This window comes from Amycolatopsis heterodermiae, from assembly GCF_034929455.1.
In the GTDB taxonomy this organism is placed as follows: domain Bacteria; phylum Actinomycetota; class Actinomycetes; order Mycobacteriales; family Pseudonocardiaceae; genus Amycolatopsis; species Amycolatopsis heterodermiae.
This window is the reverse complement of sequence record NZ_JAYFSI010000014.1, coordinates 132,780-147,448: the sequence shown is the minus strand read 5'-3', so window position 1 is coordinate 147,448 and position 14,669 is coordinate 132,780. Positions and strand designations below refer to the sequence as shown.

The window sequence follows — 14,669 nt, the reverse complement described above, 5'->3', positions numbered from 1 at the left end:
GCCCGATCGACTGAGCATGCTCACTAGCTTGTGAGCTCACATGCCAGTGAGCATGCGGAAGGCCCCCGGAGCACGGCGCTCGACGGGGGCCTTCCCGGCTGGCCGTCTCTCCCGTGTGGACGCCAACCGCTGCGTGCCGGAGCCTACGCGGTCATCACAGCCAGCGGACGTTCGGCTTCGCCGCCCGCACCAGCAACCGCGCCAGCGCCTGCGACATCGCGTCCACCTGGTCATCATGCGACCCGTTCGGAAACGACGCACACTCCTCCACGAACCCCGCCGACCACTGCACGAACGACGCGTCGTCCCGGTCGAGGGACGGCACGTACACGTTGCCGGCCTCCACGAAGTCCGACACCGCGGCGACGCGCGCCTCCTTCGACTCGGTCGGGGTGATCGCGACGATGCCGGAGACCTTCGACTTCAGCTGCTTGATGACCGCGGCGCCGTTCGCCTTCTTCTCGATGAGCTTCGTGTGCGCGTCCGGCCAGCGGGTCGTCATCGCCTGCACCGCGCGCACCGTCGTCGGGAAGTCCATGCGGTCGCGGACCTGGTCGAGCAGGTACACGTCGGCGCCGCGCCTGCCCCAGACCTGGCCGACGACGAAGTCGCTGCTCTTGGTGTCGTCGAAGGTGAAGTCCCAGGACTGGATGATCTTGTCGAATTGGGCCGGCTGCATGACGCCGTCGACCTCGACGGCCTGCGGGGCCGGGTAGAACTGCCACCAGCCGCGCTTGAGCAGGTCACCGTCGGCCGGGCTGGGGTTGCCCTGGTAGAGCGCGCCCCAGACGCGCGGGCCGACGTCCTTCTCGATCGCCTCCCACTCCTCGGTGGTCCGGCCGCGGGTCGAGGTCAGGTACTCCCCCGGTTCCCGGCCGAGCGGGTCCTCTTCGGACTCGGCCTGCGCCGGGATGTTCACGACGTCCCAGTCGCCGGTGGAGATCAGGCGGCCAGCGAGGTCGTCCTCGTGCCACCGCGTCATGATGATGACGACGGCGGTATTGGATGCGAAGCGGGTGCGGGCGACGTTCGTCCACCACTCCCAGCACGAATCGCGTTGCGTCTGGCTGTCGGCCTGGGCGCGGTCCTTGATCGGGTCGTCGATGATCAGCAGGTCGACGGGGCGGCCGGTGAGCGGACCGCCGATGCCGACGGAGTAGACGCCGCCGTCGTGGCCTTCCAGCTGCCACTCGTGCGCGGCGCTGGTGTCGCTCCGGACCTTCAGGCCGATCTCGGGGTGCTCGGCGAGGTCGTTGCGGATCTGCCGGCCCCACCGGCGCGCCACCCCGAGTTCGTAGGAGGTGATCGCGATGCGCAGCTCGGGGTTGCGCTTGAGCATCCACGCCGGGAACCGGCGCGACACCCGCTGGCTCTTCCCCTCCTGCGGGGGCATGGAGATGATCAGCCGCTTGATCTCGCCGCGCGCGACCGCGGCGAGCTTCTCGTCGAGCAGGTCCAACGCCGGCGTCTGGACGTTCCTCGGGTCGACGCTTGTGGTGAACTCGCCGAGCGACTGCGGTGGCCGCGCCGCCTCGGCGACCTGCTCCTCGAGGGCCTGGGCGAGGAGCAGCTCGAACGTCGCGGCGGTCATCGGTTACGCCACCAGCTGCAGGTGCCGGGCCGCGGCGATCTTCGCCGGGCCGCGGTCGCCGGCCGGGACGCCGGCCGCTTCGAGGGCGGCGTCGATCGCGGCGAGCGCGACCTGGACCTGCTTCTCGGCGAGGCGGACCTGGCGCTCGGCGAGCCCGGCGGCGACGGCCTTGGCGGCGAAGTTGGCGCAGCGGTCGCGTTCGTCGGCTTCGAGCTTGGCGAGGCCGCGGATGGCTTCGCCGGTGGCGTAGATGCCGCCGCCCTTGGCGTCGCCGTAGGTGTTGCCGACGAGCGCGGCGACGCCGCCGGTGTTGAAGATCCGACGGAGGTCGTCGCGGGCGACCTGGACCGCGGCGCGCTCGTCGTCGGTCTGCTCGGCGGTCTCGATCAGCTGCTCGGCCTCGTGCGCGGCCTTGAGGCGTTCGGCGGCGTCGTAGGCCTCGGCGAGCAGCACGCCGTACAGCTCTACCCGGGCCGCGGACTGCGAGACGAGCCGGAGCAGCACCTCCCCCGGGTCCACCTTGGAATCGCCGAGCCCCCACGCCGCGAGCTCGGCGCGGACGGCGGCCCTGGCCTTGACCTGGGGTGCCCTGCCGCCGTGCGCGTGGCAGACCTTGCCGCCCTTGATCGGCGGGTTGATGCAGGGTCGGGTGAGCGGCTTGCCGTCTGGGCCGACGACGACTTCGTCCTGGTCGTTCTTGACCTTGGCGCGGCCGCTGCAGCGCGGCGTGTCGGGGTGCAGGGGCATCGCGGTCACTCCCTTCGGTGAGGGCTCATGTGGACAGTGTGCGCCACAGCGCAGCCACTCAGCTGCGGCGCGCTCGCGGCAGCTTGCTGCGGACGTACAAGGCTCGGGGACTGAGCGGCGCAGGCCGAGCCGGGTCCGTACCCGTGCGGGCCCAGCGGTTGCCGCGCAGATCGGTGTACTCGATCACGATGTTGCCCGGGTGCTCCTTGAGCATCCTTTCCTTCTGCCACAGGACGGTGTCAGCCTCTAGCGGGTGAACTTGCCAGGTGAGTTTCACCTGCGTCGAGCCCTCCCCTGGCCGCTCGGGCATGAGGATGTCTTCACCGATGCCGATCAGCGGTATCGGATCGACCGGGACGTCGCTGTTTGGGTGGCGCTGGTACGCGGTGACCTGCAGCGCAAGGATCGGTTCCGTGCCGATGTTCCGCACGAAGACGTCGCCCTCGGGGTTCATGTTGACCGTGACGAAGTTCGCGCGGACGAAGTCCTGGTGCGCGTCGGCTTCCTCGCGGTGGCGGGCTTCCCGCCCTGCAATGTCGAGAGCGACCCACGCGGCGAAGAGCGCGCCGAGCCCACCGACCCACTGGCCGAGGCCGGCCCAGCCGTCGGTGCCGATGAAGGGCTGGAGCGACAGGCCGATGATGACGGTCGAGATGGCCATGATGATCGGGCCGCGACGGCCGATGCGGTCGAGCAGCTTCTTCACGGGCGTACCTCCCATTCGGACGTTCCGCCCCATGGCCCGTTCGGGTCGTTGACCTCGTCGTCGATCGACATGAACCACACCAGCAGCACCACGAAGACCACCGCCACGCAGGCCAGCAGCGCCCGGCCGCTCACTGCGCGAACAGCTTCTGCGCGCTGATCAGCTCCACGCAGCCGGGGCAAAGGATGCCGCCGGGGCCGGCCGGGGCCTCGCCGCACTTCGAGCACATCGGGGTCTCGGTCACGGTCGGAAGTCCTCTCGGTAGTCGGGGTGCCCGGCGAAGGGCGAGGCCAGCAGCTCGACGGCGTAGCGGAGCCCACGCGCGCAGTGGACGACTTCGTCGTTGTTCGGATCCTCGACGGCTTCTCGTGCGGTCGCCTCGTACTGGTTGATGATCTCCCGCTTGGCGGCGACGTCGGCCAGCGCGAAGTCCGGCTCACCGGAGTCGCGCCGCCCGGCCTCGCGCTCGTCGAGCCGGGCCCGCAGGAACGCGACCAGCGGGTCGACCGGGCCGGGCAGCTGATTGCCCTCGGCGTCGAAGTACGCGGAGGTGCGCGTCGGGACGTGGTCATCGTCCGTCATGAGCCGGCCTTTCCGTCGCGGATCTGGGCGACGTACTCGCGGGAGAGACCGCTGCGGCGGGTGACTTCGGCGAGGACGCCGCGCTGGGGCGCGCCGCCGGCGGTCTCGGGGAAGGCGGCGCGGATGGCCTCGTGGAGCTGTTCGCGGGCTTCTTCGAGCTGGCCGTTGAGGTTCTCCATGCGGGCTCGTTGGCGGTCTATCTCCTGGTAGTGCTCCTCGTCCATCGGCCGAGGATACGTGTTGGCCAAGTTGGTTGGCCAGCCCGGTTGGCATTCAACCGCCCGCCCTCGATCAGAGTGGTCAACTAACTTGGCCAACCGACTTGTCATTGCCAACCGACTTGGCTAATGTGGTTCTCACACCGAGAACCACGGAGGCCACGATGACCAGCACCACCACGATCGCCCGCTCCGCCGGCATCGGCCCCCGCACCAAGCGCTTCCAGGTCACCGACGAGTACGGCTTCACCGGCGGCACTCGCACCCAGAACGTCCTCGACGCCCTGGGCCGTTCGGACCTCTCGGAGATGGACGACCGGACCCGGGTCATCGCACAGGCCATCCGCAAGGCATACGCCTCGTGCCGCATCTCTCCCGCACTTGCTCGTCACCTCCGGGAACTGCGCCCCTACCAGGTGGTCAAGTTCGTCACCACCGTCGCCGAGCGATACCAGGGCGAACCGACCATCGGCCACATTGCCGACGACTGGCTGAACGCCCACGCCGCCGAACTGATCGCGGCCTGACCACCCGCCCCCGGCTCCGGCCGGGGGCACCCGCTCCCCCACCCCGCGAAGGAGGACCCGATGCCCACCACCACGAAGTGCCGCCGCTGCCACCGGGCCCTCCGCTCCGCCACCTCCATCGCCCGCGGCTACGGCCGCACCTGCCTCCGCCTGCACCGCCAGGAGCAGGCCGCCCGGCTGGTCCTCGCCACCTAAGGCGGGCCAGAACGGCCGCCAGTGCTACCACCTCGGCGCCGCCCAGCTCCTCGCCGCCTGACCATCCAGAAAGGACAGCACCTTGTCGAACAACGACCTCCCCGCCCTCACCATCGCCGAGCTGAACCGCGCGTTCGAGGACCTCACCGGCGCGCTGGCCGACTACACCGGCATCCACGGCGACCGCCTCCACACCCGGCTCCAGGCCATCGTCGACCAGCTGCACGCGCGGGCCGAACTGGAGGGCACGGCGCGCAGCATGTCCGATGACGAGCTGGCCACCCACGCGCGACTGCTGGACACCTACCCCGCGCTGGGCGGCGTCGTGCCTGCCGCCAAGGCGATCGTGCGCGGCGAGCAGGCGCGGCGGCGCCAGCCCGCGCAGCTGCCGCCCCGAGCCGACTTCAACCCGCGGCCCCCGACGGCCGCCGCGCCGCACAGCGACGGCACCGGCTGCCCGCCCGGGTGCTGCGGCGCCGGCGTCCGGCAGTGGCGCTGACCTGACCAACAGCCCTGGAGCACGGCGTGAGGCCGCCGGATCGAATCCGGCCCAGGGCACTCCCCCGCATCCTCCGCGATGCCGCACGCCCTCAGGAGGCCGCCGTGACCCTGCCCGAAACCGAACTCGCCAAGCTCGACAACGCCAACCTGAACGTCCTGGTGGCCGGCGGCTCCCCGAATGTCGTCACCGCCGCCCTTGACGAGCTGCACGCCCGCGCCTACGCCGAGGACCGGCACCGCCGCAACACCGAAACCGGCTGCTACCGCACGGCCGCCGCCATCCGGGGCGAGGCGTGGATCCGGAAAGTGTTCCCGCAGCGCCCGAACCCCTTCAGCTGAGCCGAAACGTCCCGCGCCGGGAGGCGTGGGCGTCGCCGGGGATCGAGACCCGGCCTGACGAGGGCTCCCCAGTCAGCGACCAATTTGCGGCGCTTGCCGTCTATCCACAGTGGATCAACCATGCCCAAAACCACCCCTCCCACCACATGACCGATCCGCCCAACCCTCGTTCCCCAGGCGACAACGAGGCACCCGGGGACCACTACGCCACCCCCGCCGAGCAGGAGGAAGAAGGCGCGGTCGGGCCGGACGAGTTCTTCAACATCCCTTGGGACCAGGTCGAAAGCGACGAAGAGCTGATCGATGCACTCGGCTCCGACGCCACGATCACCACCCCCGACCTGCTCGACCAGGTCCTGATCGACTCGCTCAGCGGCGACCGAGACCGCATCCGCCATCCCGAGCTGCCCGCGGGCACCGACCCCGACGCCGTGATCGAGGAACAGCGGCGTCGAGACAGCGCGAAGCCGCCCGGCCCGCGCACCCCACCAGAAAGAGGAACCGCAATGTCCAACGTCGAACTCGCCGGACAGGTCGCAGCTCTCGGGTCCAGCGACCACCTGCGCGAGGCGTCCGCCGCCCTGAGCCAGGCGGACATCGCCCTCGGCCACCTCGCCGAGCAGGTGGGCACGGTGCTGAGCGAAGGCGACTCGCAGACGGCCATCCTCGGCGCGATCAACGTCGTGCGTCAGGGCATCTCCGACCTGACCGGCCCGCTCACGGGCATCCCGCAGACGTGCGAAACGGCTGCTGCCAAGATCCGCGGCGTCTAGAGAGCCGTGTCCGGCCAACCCGGACCGGTCAACGGAAACCGCTTCCGGCTGCTGCAGCTGCTGCCCGACTACCTCGCCCACCCCGAGGGGTTCGCGCGGCCGGCACCCCCGGCCGCGCCGCCGCTGCCGCTGAAGTTCACGTGTCGGGCGTGCGGGGAGCAGGTGCATCCCGACGCCACGCGGTGCAGCCGGTGCCTGGCCAAGCTCTACGAGCGCTGAACACGACGAAGGCCCCTGCCGGTGGTACCCCGGCAGGGGCCTTCGCGTGTCACCTTACTGGCCGGGCTCAGCCGCGGGTGAACACCTCCGGGTCGTCCGGCCGCACCCCGGCCAGGTCGAACGCCAGGTGCGGCGTGACGCCCTCGACGACCTTCACCTGCAGGCCAAGCAGCGTCCCGAGCCCGGGGACCTCGGTCGGCGGCAGGATCCACACCGGCTTCTCGCTCACCCACGCACCCTGCAGCCGGGACCACAGGGCGAGGCCGGCCTTGAACCACGACTTCTCGGCCATCGCCGCCATCAGCCACTGCAGCTCGTCCTCGCTCGGCGGCCGCGGGCGGGCCCCGTAGTCGCCGCGCTCGGCGACGTCCACGTCGAAGGGCACCAGCTGCCGCCGTAGAAGCTGACCCACACCGCGCCGCCGTCGGCGAGGCGCGCGAGGTCGACGGCGTCGGCGAGGCACCGGGCGGACAGCACCGGCACGCCAGCGGTGTCGGAGATCCAGCGGAGCATCTCGACGGCACGGATGTCGCCGGTCAGCTCGTGCCCGCGGGGTGGCCCGATCACGACGCGTTCGGATCCGGGCCACACCTCGCTGTCGGGGATCGGCGCGGGCCTCACGCGCCGCCCGCCTCTCCGGCTCGGCGGCAATGCGGGCAGTCGACGAGCCGCCAGTCGCCGGAACCGAGCAGCGCGCCGAGCGCCCCGCACAGGGCGCCTTGGCCGCCGAGGCGGTGCACCCGCTTGTCGGGTCCGGTCGTGATCGGCTGGATGGGCATGGTGACGAGCAGCGCATCGCGGCGCTTCTCGTCGAGCGACTCGATCACGCCGGGGCCTCCGTCGGCTCGCCGCGGTGCTCAAGCAGGGCGCGGTAGGCCTCGTCCTGGGTGCCGCTCTCGCAGGTCACCGTCGGCCGGCCGTCCTGGTCGAGGCAGTTACATTGCGAGCGCCAGAGGCCGGAGTCGTCGGGCAGCTGCTCGACGGCGGCGGTGATGGTGGTGGAGTCGGTCGGGAAGCAGTCGGGGTTGCGGGGCATCAGCTCTCCTGGGTGAGGGTGGGGATGGACGTGCCGGTGATGCGGCAGGTCAGGACGTCGTAGACGCTGGCCGACTCCCCGGGCTGCCACGGCCCTTCGGCAGGCTGCGGCTCGGCCGGCGGGTTCGTGACCAGCTCGGCGTGAGTGCCGGCTTCGGCGCGGTGGCGGGTCCAGACCGGGCCGGTCGTGGTGACCAGCATCCGGCCCTGCACCCGCAGCTCGTGCGTGATCTGCTCGGCCAGGCCCTGCTCGACGATCGCGGGGAACTCGGTCGGTGCGCCCTGGACCTGGGCGCCGTAGAGCGCGTGGGCCAGGTTCACGCGCTTGCGGTTCGGCCACGCCGCGGAGAGCTGCTCGAGCAGATGGGTGGGGACGGCGTCGAGGTTGGCCAGTTCCTGCGGGCGGGCTTCGTAGCGTTCGACCTCGGCGCGCAGCTGGTCTTCGCTCCAGTCGCACGAGTCCGTCCACTCGACGGCGTGCCACACGTCGGCCAGGTCGGCGATCGCGTCCGAGACGGGGTCGTCGTCGCGGAGCACGGCGAGGAGCCGTTCGGTGGCGGCCGCGGCGCGCGGGGCGTAGCCGAGGCCGGTCAGCCGCTCGGCCATCCGCTGAAGGTCGTCGAGCGCGCCGCGGATCTCGCTGGGGTCCTTGCAGTGCAGGTAGTTGTAGCTGCCGCCGCTCACGCCGGTGCCTCCGTCCACTCGGTCTCACCGGGCAGCCGGCGGAGCAGGATGACGGAGTGGTCCTCGGCCGCCCGGATCCGCGCGGCCCGTTCGGAAACGGGGCCGACGCCAAGCCCGGGTGAGTCGACGAAGCGGTAGCCCCACTCCCACCGGGTGGCACCGGGCACGCTGCCGATGCCGGCGTCGACGAGCACGGCGCGCCCGTCGACGAGCTCGTAGCTTGGCATCAGCGGGGGCGCGTACAGGCCGGGCTCGACCTCGGGGAGGTCGGGTGAGGTGACGGCGACGTTGATGCTGAAGCCGTCCTGGGCGACGGCGAAGTGGTGGACGTGGACGTTGGGCGGTAGGCCGAGGAGCTTGTGGAACAGCTCGCCGTGCACGGGGATGACGGCGCGCCGGTGTCGGTTCGGGTCGGTCGGCGCCGGGCTGCTGGGCTGGTCTGTCACGTTTTTGTCCTTTCGTTGGAGGGTTTTTCTTCGAGTCCGATGTGGACTCGGGCGCCGATGGCTTCGCAGTAGCGGATGATCGTGGACATCTGCGAGTCGCGGTGGTCGTTCTCGATCTGGTAGACGCGGCCGACGTCGGTGCCCAGCCGCTCGGCGACCACGGCCGCGGACAGGCCGGCTTGCTCGCGGAGTCCGCGGAGGTGCTTGCCGATGCCGGTGCTGGTGCTCGTCGTCCGGTAGGTCACCGCGTCCACCGCCGGACGCGGTCGAGGGCGCGGCGCCACCACGGGCGCAGGTAGCGGCGGCACTGCACGCACCGGGCTGGGCTGGTCGTGGACCAGATGTGGCGACCGGCCACGCAGTGGTCTGCGGCCGACCACCCGTACCACGGGACCTTCTCGACGTCGGCCATCGCCGCGACCGCCGCCGTGCGCAGCTGCTCGCGGTCGACCACCGCGCGCTCGGCGACGCTCGGCTCGCCACCGTCCGGGTTGCTGATGACGATCATCTTCGACCGGCACCGGATCCCCGGGCCGATGCCGAGCTGACGCCGCGCGTCGGCGAGCACGCCGATGCTGCCATCGTCGGCGACCTGGTTGAGCAGCTCGGCGACGAAGACCTCGTCGAGGCCTCCGTGTGCGTTCAGCTCCGCGGCGATCTCACGCAGCTCGGCAGGCGTCGGCGACCTGGACCCGGCGCGCAGAGCGGGAACCAGGCTGCCCAGCGGGACGACGACCTCCTCGCCCGGGTACGGCCGCACGGGGATGCGCGGTGCGGGCTCGCCGGTGGTGCAGTGGTCGCCGACGTCCATCGTGGTCTTGGCACCGGCGGTGCCGGTCTTCGGCCATCGGCGCTCGGGGGTCTCGGTCACGATGCCTCCAGGGCGGTCGCGATGGCGCGCACCGTGGCGCAGGGGTACGGGATGTCGTCGTAGGTGTCCTCGCGCTCGCTGCACGCCGCGCAGGTACCGGACGGCACCATCTGCTTGCCGTCCCACACCTCACGGTCACAGTGCAGGTCGAGCACAGCGACGACGGCGTGGCCCCAGCTGGCCGCCATGTCCGCGGCCTGCTCGGCGGTCGTTTCGCCGCCCTTCATCGCGATGACCTGCTTCGCCATCGTGTCCGTCGGATCGGTGAAGGTGTCGTTGCTCATCGGGTTCTCCTGAGTTCGTGTTGGATGCGGCCGGACAGCCAGTCCGACGGCCGCCAGATCCCGCCGAAGTCGCCGAGCGCCTCCAGCCAGGTCACCTGCCCCTCGGACGGTTTGCCCTTCTCCCGCTTGAGTTCCCGCAGCAGCACCACGCCGTCGCGGGCCAAGCACAGGTCCGGGAAACCCTTCTGGCCCTTGATCGCAGTGCGCCACTCGCCGTTCCTCGTGCGGGCGGGGCGGTGGTGGACGACGACCCAGCCCTGCAGCTGGGCCGCCTCGATCACGGCGTCTTCGAGTTCGTCCTCGGACATCGCCGCAGCGACCGCGGCCCGGTAGGTGGCCGCCTTGGTCACGGCTGCTCCCGCGCGATGAAGTCGCGGATCCGCTGGTACTTCTCCGGAGTGGTGTGGCCGTCGTACTCGCCGCCGTAGGCCGGCATGTGCCACGAGACCTGGCCGGCGGGGAGTTCGATGTAGACGACCGGCCACGCGGGTTCGGCGGGGTCGAGCGCGATGCCGACGACGTAGCCAAGCTCCGCGGCGATGCCGAGCGCACGGACGACGAGCGGGTAGCGGATGACGTAGTTGGTGTCGTGGCGCTCGACCTCGGCTAGGAGTCGCTTCAGGGCGTCGATGCCGAACCGGCGGCGGGTGGCGCGAACGATCGTGGCGAGGTGCTCCTGGCCCTCGGCGTCAAGCTGGCCGCCGCCGTGAGCGATGACCGGTTCGCCGTCGACGTCGTAGCCGCGGCAGGTGTCGTCAGGCATGGCGGGCCTGCTCGGCGTCGAGGACCAGGCGGTGCCCGGCGAACCCGATGACGTTCGTCGAGGTGTCGGCGAGCGGGTCGACGGCCAGGTGCGTGATCACGCCGATGCTGGCCGCGGCGAGGACGAGCGCGCGGCCGGCGGTGTCGGCCTGGTCGGGGGTGAAGTGCCGGGCCATCTGCAGGGCGAGCTTGTCGGCGATGAGGACGGTTTGGCGGGTGAGGGGGTCGTTGCGGCGTCGGGCGCGGCCGAGGAGTTGCAGGGCGTGGTCGACGTCGTAGAGCGGTGGTTCGGTTGCGGTGTCAGGCATTGCTCGGCTCCTGGTGGTCGTTGTCGGTGAAGGGCATGACGGGGCCGTTGTTGGTGATGCGGCCGGATGGTTCGGGCGGTGTCACGTCCGGCTCGGCGCGCTTCAGCTTGGCGCGCAACGCTTCGATGCTGACCCGGGTCAGCTCCATGCCGTCGGCGTCCTGCAGCCACGCGAGCGCCGCGTCGATCTGGCGCTGCCGCTCGACGGCGATCCCGCGCATGTCGTGGAACTGCTGGATCAGCTGGTCCCGCTCGGCGCGGACTTCGGCGGCGTGGACACTGACCGCGCGGCCGTTCGGGGTGCCGAGCGCTTCACGGACGCGCCCCAGGACCCAGCTGGCGGACTGGTCGACACCCGGGTCGACGAGCAGGCCGGCCACCGCCAGCACATCCACGTGGTGACTGGTCCAGTCGGACACTGGGCGTCCGCACGTGCACGGCTCCTCGTCGCTGTCGCACCCGGCGATCTGTGGGTCGGTGGTCCCGGAGAACGTGTGCTGCAGAAGCAGATCGAGCGCTCGGCGGCGGCTCGGTTCAGCCACGTCAGGCCTCCTTGGGGTTGGCGGTGTACCACTCGATGGCGTCGCGGACGGCGGCGAAGTGGGCTTCCGGGTTGCGGCGGTAGTTGTCGGTGACGGCGCGCTGGAGGTCGTGCGGGAGTCGGGCCCAGTCGGCCGGGCAGGCGAGCCGGCTGCGGGTGATCTGGGCGCCGCACTTGCCGGGGCAGGCGTGCGTTCGGTCAGCCACGGGCCACCGCCCAGCGGCTGTACGCGTGGCCGTTGTCGCCGTACCACGTGTGGTCGTGTGCGTGCCCCTCGTACTGCTGGCACTGCCGTCCCGCGGTGATGAGGTCGCCCTCGGGGGTGACCGCGGGGCAGCGACGCGGGGGCGGCTGCCGACGGCCGGACGCGAGGTTCGTGAGCGCCTGGAGGTCGCGGGCGAACAGCGGCGGCGCGCCGGTCTCGGCGTACACGAGGCCGTCGCCGTACCAGGCCAGGAACTCGTTCACCCTGCGCGCGGCGCCCTCCGGTGTCGGGAGGTCGTACGAGTCGTTTGCGATGCCTTCGGGCTGCTCGGTCACGGCTGCGCTGCCTTCCACTCGCGGATGACCTGCCACAGCCAGTCGGCGTCGGACTGCGCGACGTGCGCGCCGTTGCTCGGCTGGACGACGAGGTGCGTGGGCTGCCCGTCGCCGTCCCGGAACGGGGCGACGTACACGCCCCACGGCCGCGATTCCGGACGCTCGTGCGTCGGCGAGCAGTGCGGGCACGCGTCCTCGGTCTCGCGGTCGGACTGCGGCGGATGCTCGTCGAGCCACTCCTGCACCACAGCGACGATCGCCGTCGAGCCGCGCTCGAAGGTCGGGTCGCTGAACGTCTCGCCCGCGTAGGTGTCGCCGAATGCGAGCCCGATCGCCTCACCGAGGCCGCGGTGGTCGTCGACCCACGCCCGGAGGTCAGCGAGCTTCGTGCGCGCAGAGGCCTCGTCGGGCAGCTCCGGCCGCCACCCCGCGGCGAGGATCGCGTCGGCGAGCGCACCTGCGGCGAGCGGCGGCGCGGCAAAGGTCTCCGGCGGCATCGCGCGATCCACCGACTCGATCAGCTCAGCGAGCCGCTCGCGGTCCGAAACCCCCGTATCGGTGTCCTTGCCCTCCGGAGCGATCTTCTCCGCTCCTGCGCCCGGCTGGGCCACCGGAATGATGATCTCCGCGTGATCGTCCCGCGGCGGATTCGGGGTCCGGCGCACCGCGCCGCTCGCGTCAGCCACGCCCCGCGCCCTTCGGACGCCGCGCCCGCGCAGCCGGCTTCGGCGCTGGAGCATCGGCGGGCGGGACCTCGTCGAGCGTCGGCTGCACCGGCTCGCCGCCCTCCGGCCGCTGCTCCTCGAACGCCTGGATCCCGCGGCGCAGCGCCGCCTCCAGCTCCGGCGGCAGCGGCGCCGCCGGCTGCGTCAACCGGATCGGCTCAGGCCGCTCGACGGCCACGCCGAGCACGGCCAGCTGCGCGTACCCGGCACCCACCACCCCGGCCGCCGTCGCCAACGCCACCGACGGGAAGTTCCGCCCGTACGACGCCGCCAACTGTCGCTCGGCCTCGGCGAGGAACCGACGCGCTTTGTCCACATCGGACTCCACCGCCTCGGCGAAGGCCTCGCTCTCGACCGCCTCGACGGCGGATTCCTGCTGGTCAGACTCGATCATGGCTGCTCCTGAGGGGCTTGACGGGTGGTGGGGTTCGACGGGTTGAGGCGGCTGTGGTGGTAGCTGCGGAGGGGTGTGCGTCCGCCTCGGGCTGGTCGTGTGCAGGGTTGGCGTGGTGCTGCGTGGCAGAAGCTGCAGGGCCTGGTGAGGGGCGAGGTTTCTTGCTCGATGCGGAGGTCGTGGGCGGGGACGTAGTCCTGGTCGGGGAGGCCTTGCCAGAGGCCGTCGCGTCCGTTGGCGTGCTGTTTGCCGCGGGTCATGGTTCGCACCCGGCGCAGGCCCAGGTCTGCCTGCTTTGCCCTGGGGCGGCGACTGCGGTGATCAGGTCGCCGGGGTCGATTTGCTCGCCGCAGAAGGCGCATCGGCCGGGGTAGCGCGCGATGGTGGTTCGCGGCGTCTCGATGTCGACGGCGTAGTGCCGAGGGCTTCCGGCGGCGAGGGCGTCGGCGGCGGGGTCCTGGTGGCCGAGGCAGTGGGCGCACTGGTCGACGAGGAGTTCGGTGCGTTCGCAGCGTTCGTCGGTCACGGGGCACCTCTGGCGGGTCGGCATGGGTCGAGGAAGGCGTGGGGGTGGCGGCAGATGGGGCATGCGTCGTTCGGCGGGCTCGCGCGTGCGGTCGGTGGTTGCGTGGGGTGGCGAGTAGTTGTTGTGGTCTTTGGTGGTTGGTGTAGTTGTTCTGGTAGGCGCTCGGAGCTGCGAGCGGTCAATCGCTCGAATCGAGCGCTCAATCGCTCGGTAACGGTGTTTTCCGAGCGGTCAATCGGGGCGGTTGCTTCGGATTGACCGCTCTTCTGGGCGAGCGCTGAATCTCCGGAATCCACAAGATCAGCGGGGTTATCCACAGTGGACGTTCCGGATTGACCGCTCTCAGTTGCGAGCGGTGAAACTGTGTCGCTGCCCGATTGAGCGCTCCCCTGAGCGAGCGGTGAATCGGGAACAGCCGACAGCCGCCGCTCGCCGACCGGCAACATAGGCACCCGCTCGAGCAGGTCCACCGGCACCGTCAGCCGGAACTCCGCGGCCCGCCCGCGTCCCGAGCGGCCACCACCGCGAGACACCAGCACCAGCAGCCCGTACTCCTGCAGGGCGGCCAGCTGCTTGCGGATCGTGCTAGCGCCCTGCGCGGTCACCGCGGCGAGGACCTCGGCGCCCGGTCGCACACGCGAGCCGTCGGCGTCCGCGTACGACGCGACCATCATCGCGGTGAACTTCACGCGCATCGGCAGCTCGAGGCGGCGCACGATCCGCTCCCACTCGAAGCGGCCGCACGCCTGCGGGCCCGGGTCGCTCGTCACGGCGGTCACGCGGCGGCCTGTTCGGCGTTCGCCTTGGCGCGGGCCGCGGCACGAAGTCGGCGTTTCTTATCGCGCTGGTAGGTGCGCTCGCCCTGGACGACCCATTGCCGGCGGTCTCCGGCGGAGTAGGCGGTGTGTGCGCGCCGGAGAGCGGCCGAGCTGTCCGCGCGCGGCTCGATCGTCAATGCCACCCGCTCGGACAGCTTCACGACCAGCTCGACCATGCGACGTGGGTCGGTCCGCGCCTGCACCATCAGGTCGAGGAGCCGGTCGTCGAGCTCCTCATCGGCCGCTGCCTGCACGAGCAGTTCCGCCTGCCCGACGGCGTTTGAGCTGATGATCAAAGGGTCACCTCCTGGTCGTTGGTGCGCTCCGCCCCGGGCGAG

32 protein-coding genes are annotated in these 14,669 nt (G+C 71.2%); 6 read left to right on the top strand and 26 right to left on the bottom strand.

The window, feature by feature from the left end; genetic code table 11:
* Positions 1 to 154: 154 nt before the first annotated feature.
* The 6 genes from terL to VA596_RS41620 form a co-directional block, all read right to left on the bottom strand.
* A complete protein-coding gene (gene terL, locus VA596_RS41645; RefSeq protein WP_323335088.1) occupies positions 155 to 1,591 on the bottom strand; it encodes a phage terminase large subunit in 1,437 nt (478 codons plus the stop codon).
* A gap of 3 nt (positions 1,592 to 1,594) precedes the next feature.
* Positions 1,595 to 2,338 carry a hypothetical protein gene (locus VA596_RS41640; protein ID WP_323335087.1) on the bottom strand — a complete coding sequence of 248 codons (744 nt, stop codon included), beginning with the start codon at positions 2,336 to 2,338 and terminating at the stop codon, positions 1,595 to 1,597.
* A 58-nt stretch (positions 2,339 to 2,396) separates the two neighbouring features.
* Positions 2,397 to 3,044: a hypothetical protein gene (locus tag VA596_RS41635; RefSeq protein ID WP_323335085.1), complete on the bottom strand. Its 648-nt coding sequence runs from the start codon at positions 3,042 to 3,044 to the stop codon at positions 2,397 to 2,399.
* On the bottom strand, positions 3,041 to 3,178 hold the full coding sequence (locus tag VA596_RS41630; protein ID WP_323335083.1) for a hypothetical protein: 138 nt from the start codon (positions 3,176 to 3,178) through the stop codon (positions 3,041 to 3,043). Before VA596_RS41630 ends, VA596_RS41635 begins: the two co-directional genes overlap by 4 nt.
* 106 nt (positions 3,179 to 3,284) lie before the next feature.
* Complete coding sequence (locus VA596_RS41625) at positions 3,285 to 3,626, bottom strand: DUF6221 family protein (protein ID WP_323335082.1); 342 nt, start codon at positions 3,624 to 3,626, stop codon at positions 3,285 to 3,287.
* The gene (locus tag VA596_RS41620) at positions 3,623 to 3,850 is read right to left on the bottom strand and encodes a hypothetical protein (RefSeq protein ID WP_323335080.1); all 228 of its coding nucleotides are present in this window, start codon (positions 3,848 to 3,850) and stop codon (positions 3,623 to 3,625) included. The genes VA596_RS41625 and VA596_RS41620 overlap by 4 nt, the downstream gene beginning before the upstream one ends.
* A 158-nt stretch (positions 3,851 to 4,008) precedes the next feature.
* On the opposite strand from VA596_RS41620, the gene VA596_RS41615 reads away from it, so the two are divergent.
* From VA596_RS41615 to VA596_RS41590, 6 genes are all read left to right on the top strand, one after another.
* The gene (locus tag VA596_RS41615; RefSeq protein ID WP_323335078.1) at positions 4,009 to 4,371 is read left to right on the top strand and encodes a hypothetical protein; all 363 of its coding nucleotides are present in this window, start codon (positions 4,009 to 4,011) and stop codon (positions 4,369 to 4,371) included.
* A gap of 60 nt (positions 4,372 to 4,431) precedes the next feature.
* Positions 4,432 to 4,566, top strand: coding sequence for a DUF6011 domain-containing protein (locus VA596_RS41610; protein WP_323335076.1), 135 nt, complete (start codon positions 4,432 to 4,434; stop codon positions 4,564 to 4,566).
* Positions 4,567 to 4,648: 82 nt separating this feature from the next.
* Positions 4,649 to 5,065 carry a hypothetical protein gene (locus tag VA596_RS41605; RefSeq protein ID WP_323335075.1) on the top strand — a complete coding sequence of 139 codons (417 nt, stop codon included), beginning with the start codon at positions 4,649 to 4,651 and terminating at the stop codon, positions 5,063 to 5,065.
* A gap of 104 nt (positions 5,066 to 5,169) precedes the next feature.
* Positions 5,170 to 5,406 carry a hypothetical protein gene (locus VA596_RS41600; RefSeq protein ID WP_323335074.1) on the top strand — a complete coding sequence of 79 codons (237 nt, stop codon included), beginning with the start codon at positions 5,170 to 5,172 and terminating at the stop codon, positions 5,404 to 5,406.
* A gap of 146 nt (positions 5,407 to 5,552) precedes the next feature.
* Positions 5,553 to 6,179, top strand: a complete 627-nt coding sequence (locus VA596_RS41595) for a hypothetical protein (protein WP_323335072.1) — start codon at positions 5,553 to 5,555, stop codon at positions 6,177 to 6,179.
* 6 nt (positions 6,180 to 6,185) lie between these two features.
* Positions 6,186 to 6,398, top strand: a complete 213-nt coding sequence (locus tag VA596_RS41590; protein ID WP_323335070.1) for a hypothetical protein — start codon at positions 6,186 to 6,188, stop codon at positions 6,396 to 6,398.
* A gap of 67 nt (positions 6,399 to 6,465) precedes the next feature.
* On the opposite strand, the gene VA596_RS41585 is transcribed toward VA596_RS41590, so the two are convergent.
* The 20 genes from VA596_RS41585 to VA596_RS41495 all read right to left on the bottom strand — a co-directional run bounded on the left by VA596_RS41585 (position 6,466) and on the right by VA596_RS41495 (position 14,627).
* Positions 6,466 to 6,783, bottom strand: a complete 318-nt coding sequence (locus VA596_RS41585; RefSeq protein ID WP_323335069.1) for a hypothetical protein — start codon at positions 6,781 to 6,783, stop codon at positions 6,466 to 6,468.
* 232 nt (positions 6,784 to 7,015) lie between these two features.
* Positions 7,016 to 7,225, bottom strand: a complete 210-nt coding sequence (locus tag VA596_RS41580) for a hypothetical protein (RefSeq protein WP_323335068.1) — start codon at positions 7,223 to 7,225, stop codon at positions 7,016 to 7,018.
* A complete protein-coding gene (locus VA596_RS41575; protein WP_323335066.1) occupies positions 7,222 to 7,434 on the bottom strand; it encodes a hypothetical protein in 213 nt (70 codons plus the stop codon). Before VA596_RS41575 ends, VA596_RS41580 begins: the two co-directional genes overlap by 4 nt.
* Positions 7,434 to 8,117 carry a hypothetical protein gene (locus tag VA596_RS41570; protein WP_323335064.1) on the bottom strand — a complete coding sequence of 228 codons (684 nt, stop codon included), beginning with the start codon at positions 8,115 to 8,117 and terminating at the stop codon, positions 7,434 to 7,436. The genes VA596_RS41575 and VA596_RS41570 overlap by 1 nt, the downstream gene beginning before the upstream one ends.
* Positions 8,114 to 8,563 (bottom strand): hypothetical protein, encoded by a 450-nt coding sequence (locus VA596_RS41565; protein WP_323335063.1) that lies wholly within the window; start codon positions 8,561 to 8,563, stop codon positions 8,114 to 8,116. Before VA596_RS41565 ends, VA596_RS41570 begins: the two co-directional genes overlap by 4 nt.
* Positions 8,560 to 8,808 (bottom strand): helix-turn-helix domain-containing protein, encoded by a 249-nt coding sequence (locus tag VA596_RS41560; RefSeq protein ID WP_323335062.1) that lies wholly within the window; start codon positions 8,806 to 8,808, stop codon positions 8,560 to 8,562. The genes VA596_RS41565 and VA596_RS41560 overlap by 4 nt, the downstream gene beginning before the upstream one ends.
* Positions 8,805 to 9,434: a hypothetical protein gene (locus VA596_RS41555; RefSeq protein WP_323335061.1), complete on the bottom strand. Its 630-nt coding sequence runs from the start codon at positions 9,432 to 9,434 to the stop codon at positions 8,805 to 8,807. Before VA596_RS41555 ends, VA596_RS41560 begins: the two co-directional genes overlap by 4 nt.
* Positions 9,431 to 9,718, bottom strand: coding sequence for a hypothetical protein (locus VA596_RS41550; RefSeq protein WP_323335059.1), 288 nt, complete (start codon positions 9,716 to 9,718; stop codon positions 9,431 to 9,433). The genes VA596_RS41555 and VA596_RS41550 overlap by 4 nt, the downstream gene beginning before the upstream one ends.
* Entirely contained in the window at positions 9,715 to 10,068 is a 354-nt protein-coding gene (locus tag VA596_RS41545; protein ID WP_323335057.1) for a hypothetical protein, read from the bottom strand. Before VA596_RS41545 ends, VA596_RS41550 begins: the two co-directional genes overlap by 4 nt.
* Complete coding sequence (locus VA596_RS41540) at positions 10,065 to 10,481, bottom strand: hypothetical protein (RefSeq protein WP_323335056.1); 417 nt, start codon at positions 10,479 to 10,481, stop codon at positions 10,065 to 10,067. Before VA596_RS41540 ends, VA596_RS41545 begins: the two co-directional genes overlap by 4 nt.
* Positions 10,474 to 10,788, bottom strand: a complete 315-nt coding sequence (locus VA596_RS41535) for a hypothetical protein (RefSeq protein WP_323335054.1) — start codon at positions 10,786 to 10,788, stop codon at positions 10,474 to 10,476. The genes VA596_RS41540 and VA596_RS41535 overlap by 8 nt, the downstream gene beginning before the upstream one ends.
* The gene (locus tag VA596_RS41530) at positions 10,781 to 11,329 is read right to left on the bottom strand and encodes a hypothetical protein (protein ID WP_323335052.1); all 549 of its coding nucleotides are present in this window, start codon (positions 11,327 to 11,329) and stop codon (positions 10,781 to 10,783) included. The genes VA596_RS41535 and VA596_RS41530 overlap by 8 nt, the downstream gene beginning before the upstream one ends.
* Position 11,330: 1 nt before the next feature.
* Entirely contained in the window at positions 11,331 to 11,534 is a 204-nt protein-coding gene (locus VA596_RS41525; protein ID WP_323335051.1) for a hypothetical protein, read from the bottom strand.
* Positions 11,527 to 11,868 carry a hypothetical protein gene (locus VA596_RS41520; RefSeq protein WP_323335049.1) on the bottom strand — a complete coding sequence of 114 codons (342 nt, stop codon included), beginning with the start codon at positions 11,866 to 11,868 and terminating at the stop codon, positions 11,527 to 11,529. The genes VA596_RS41525 and VA596_RS41520 overlap by 8 nt, the downstream gene beginning before the upstream one ends.
* Positions 11,865 to 12,554 (bottom strand): hypothetical protein, encoded by a 690-nt coding sequence (locus VA596_RS41515; RefSeq protein ID WP_323335048.1) that lies wholly within the window; start codon positions 12,552 to 12,554, stop codon positions 11,865 to 11,867. The genes VA596_RS41520 and VA596_RS41515 overlap by 4 nt, the downstream gene beginning before the upstream one ends.
* Positions 12,547 to 12,987: a hypothetical protein gene (locus VA596_RS41510; protein WP_323335046.1), complete on the bottom strand. Its 441-nt coding sequence runs from the start codon at positions 12,985 to 12,987 to the stop codon at positions 12,547 to 12,549. Before VA596_RS41510 ends, VA596_RS41515 begins: the two co-directional genes overlap by 8 nt.
* Positions 12,984 to 13,247 (bottom strand): zinc finger domain-containing protein, encoded by a 264-nt coding sequence (locus tag VA596_RS50845; RefSeq protein WP_458364033.1) that lies wholly within the window; start codon positions 13,245 to 13,247, stop codon positions 12,984 to 12,986. The genes VA596_RS41510 and VA596_RS50845 overlap by 4 nt, the downstream gene beginning before the upstream one ends.
* A complete protein-coding gene (locus tag VA596_RS41505; RefSeq protein WP_323335044.1) occupies positions 13,244 to 13,513 on the bottom strand; it encodes a hypothetical protein in 270 nt (89 codons plus the stop codon). Before VA596_RS41505 ends, VA596_RS50845 begins: the two co-directional genes overlap by 4 nt.
* Complete coding sequence (locus VA596_RS41500) at positions 13,510 to 14,292, bottom strand: hypothetical protein (protein WP_323335042.1); 783 nt, start codon at positions 14,290 to 14,292, stop codon at positions 13,510 to 13,512. The genes VA596_RS41505 and VA596_RS41500 overlap by 4 nt, the downstream gene beginning before the upstream one ends.
* Positions 14,289 to 14,627, bottom strand: a complete 339-nt coding sequence (locus tag VA596_RS41495; protein WP_323335040.1) for a hypothetical protein — start codon at positions 14,625 to 14,627, stop codon at positions 14,289 to 14,291. Before VA596_RS41495 ends, VA596_RS41500 begins: the two co-directional genes overlap by 4 nt.
* Between the last annotated feature and the right edge of the window lie 42 nt (positions 14,628 to 14,669).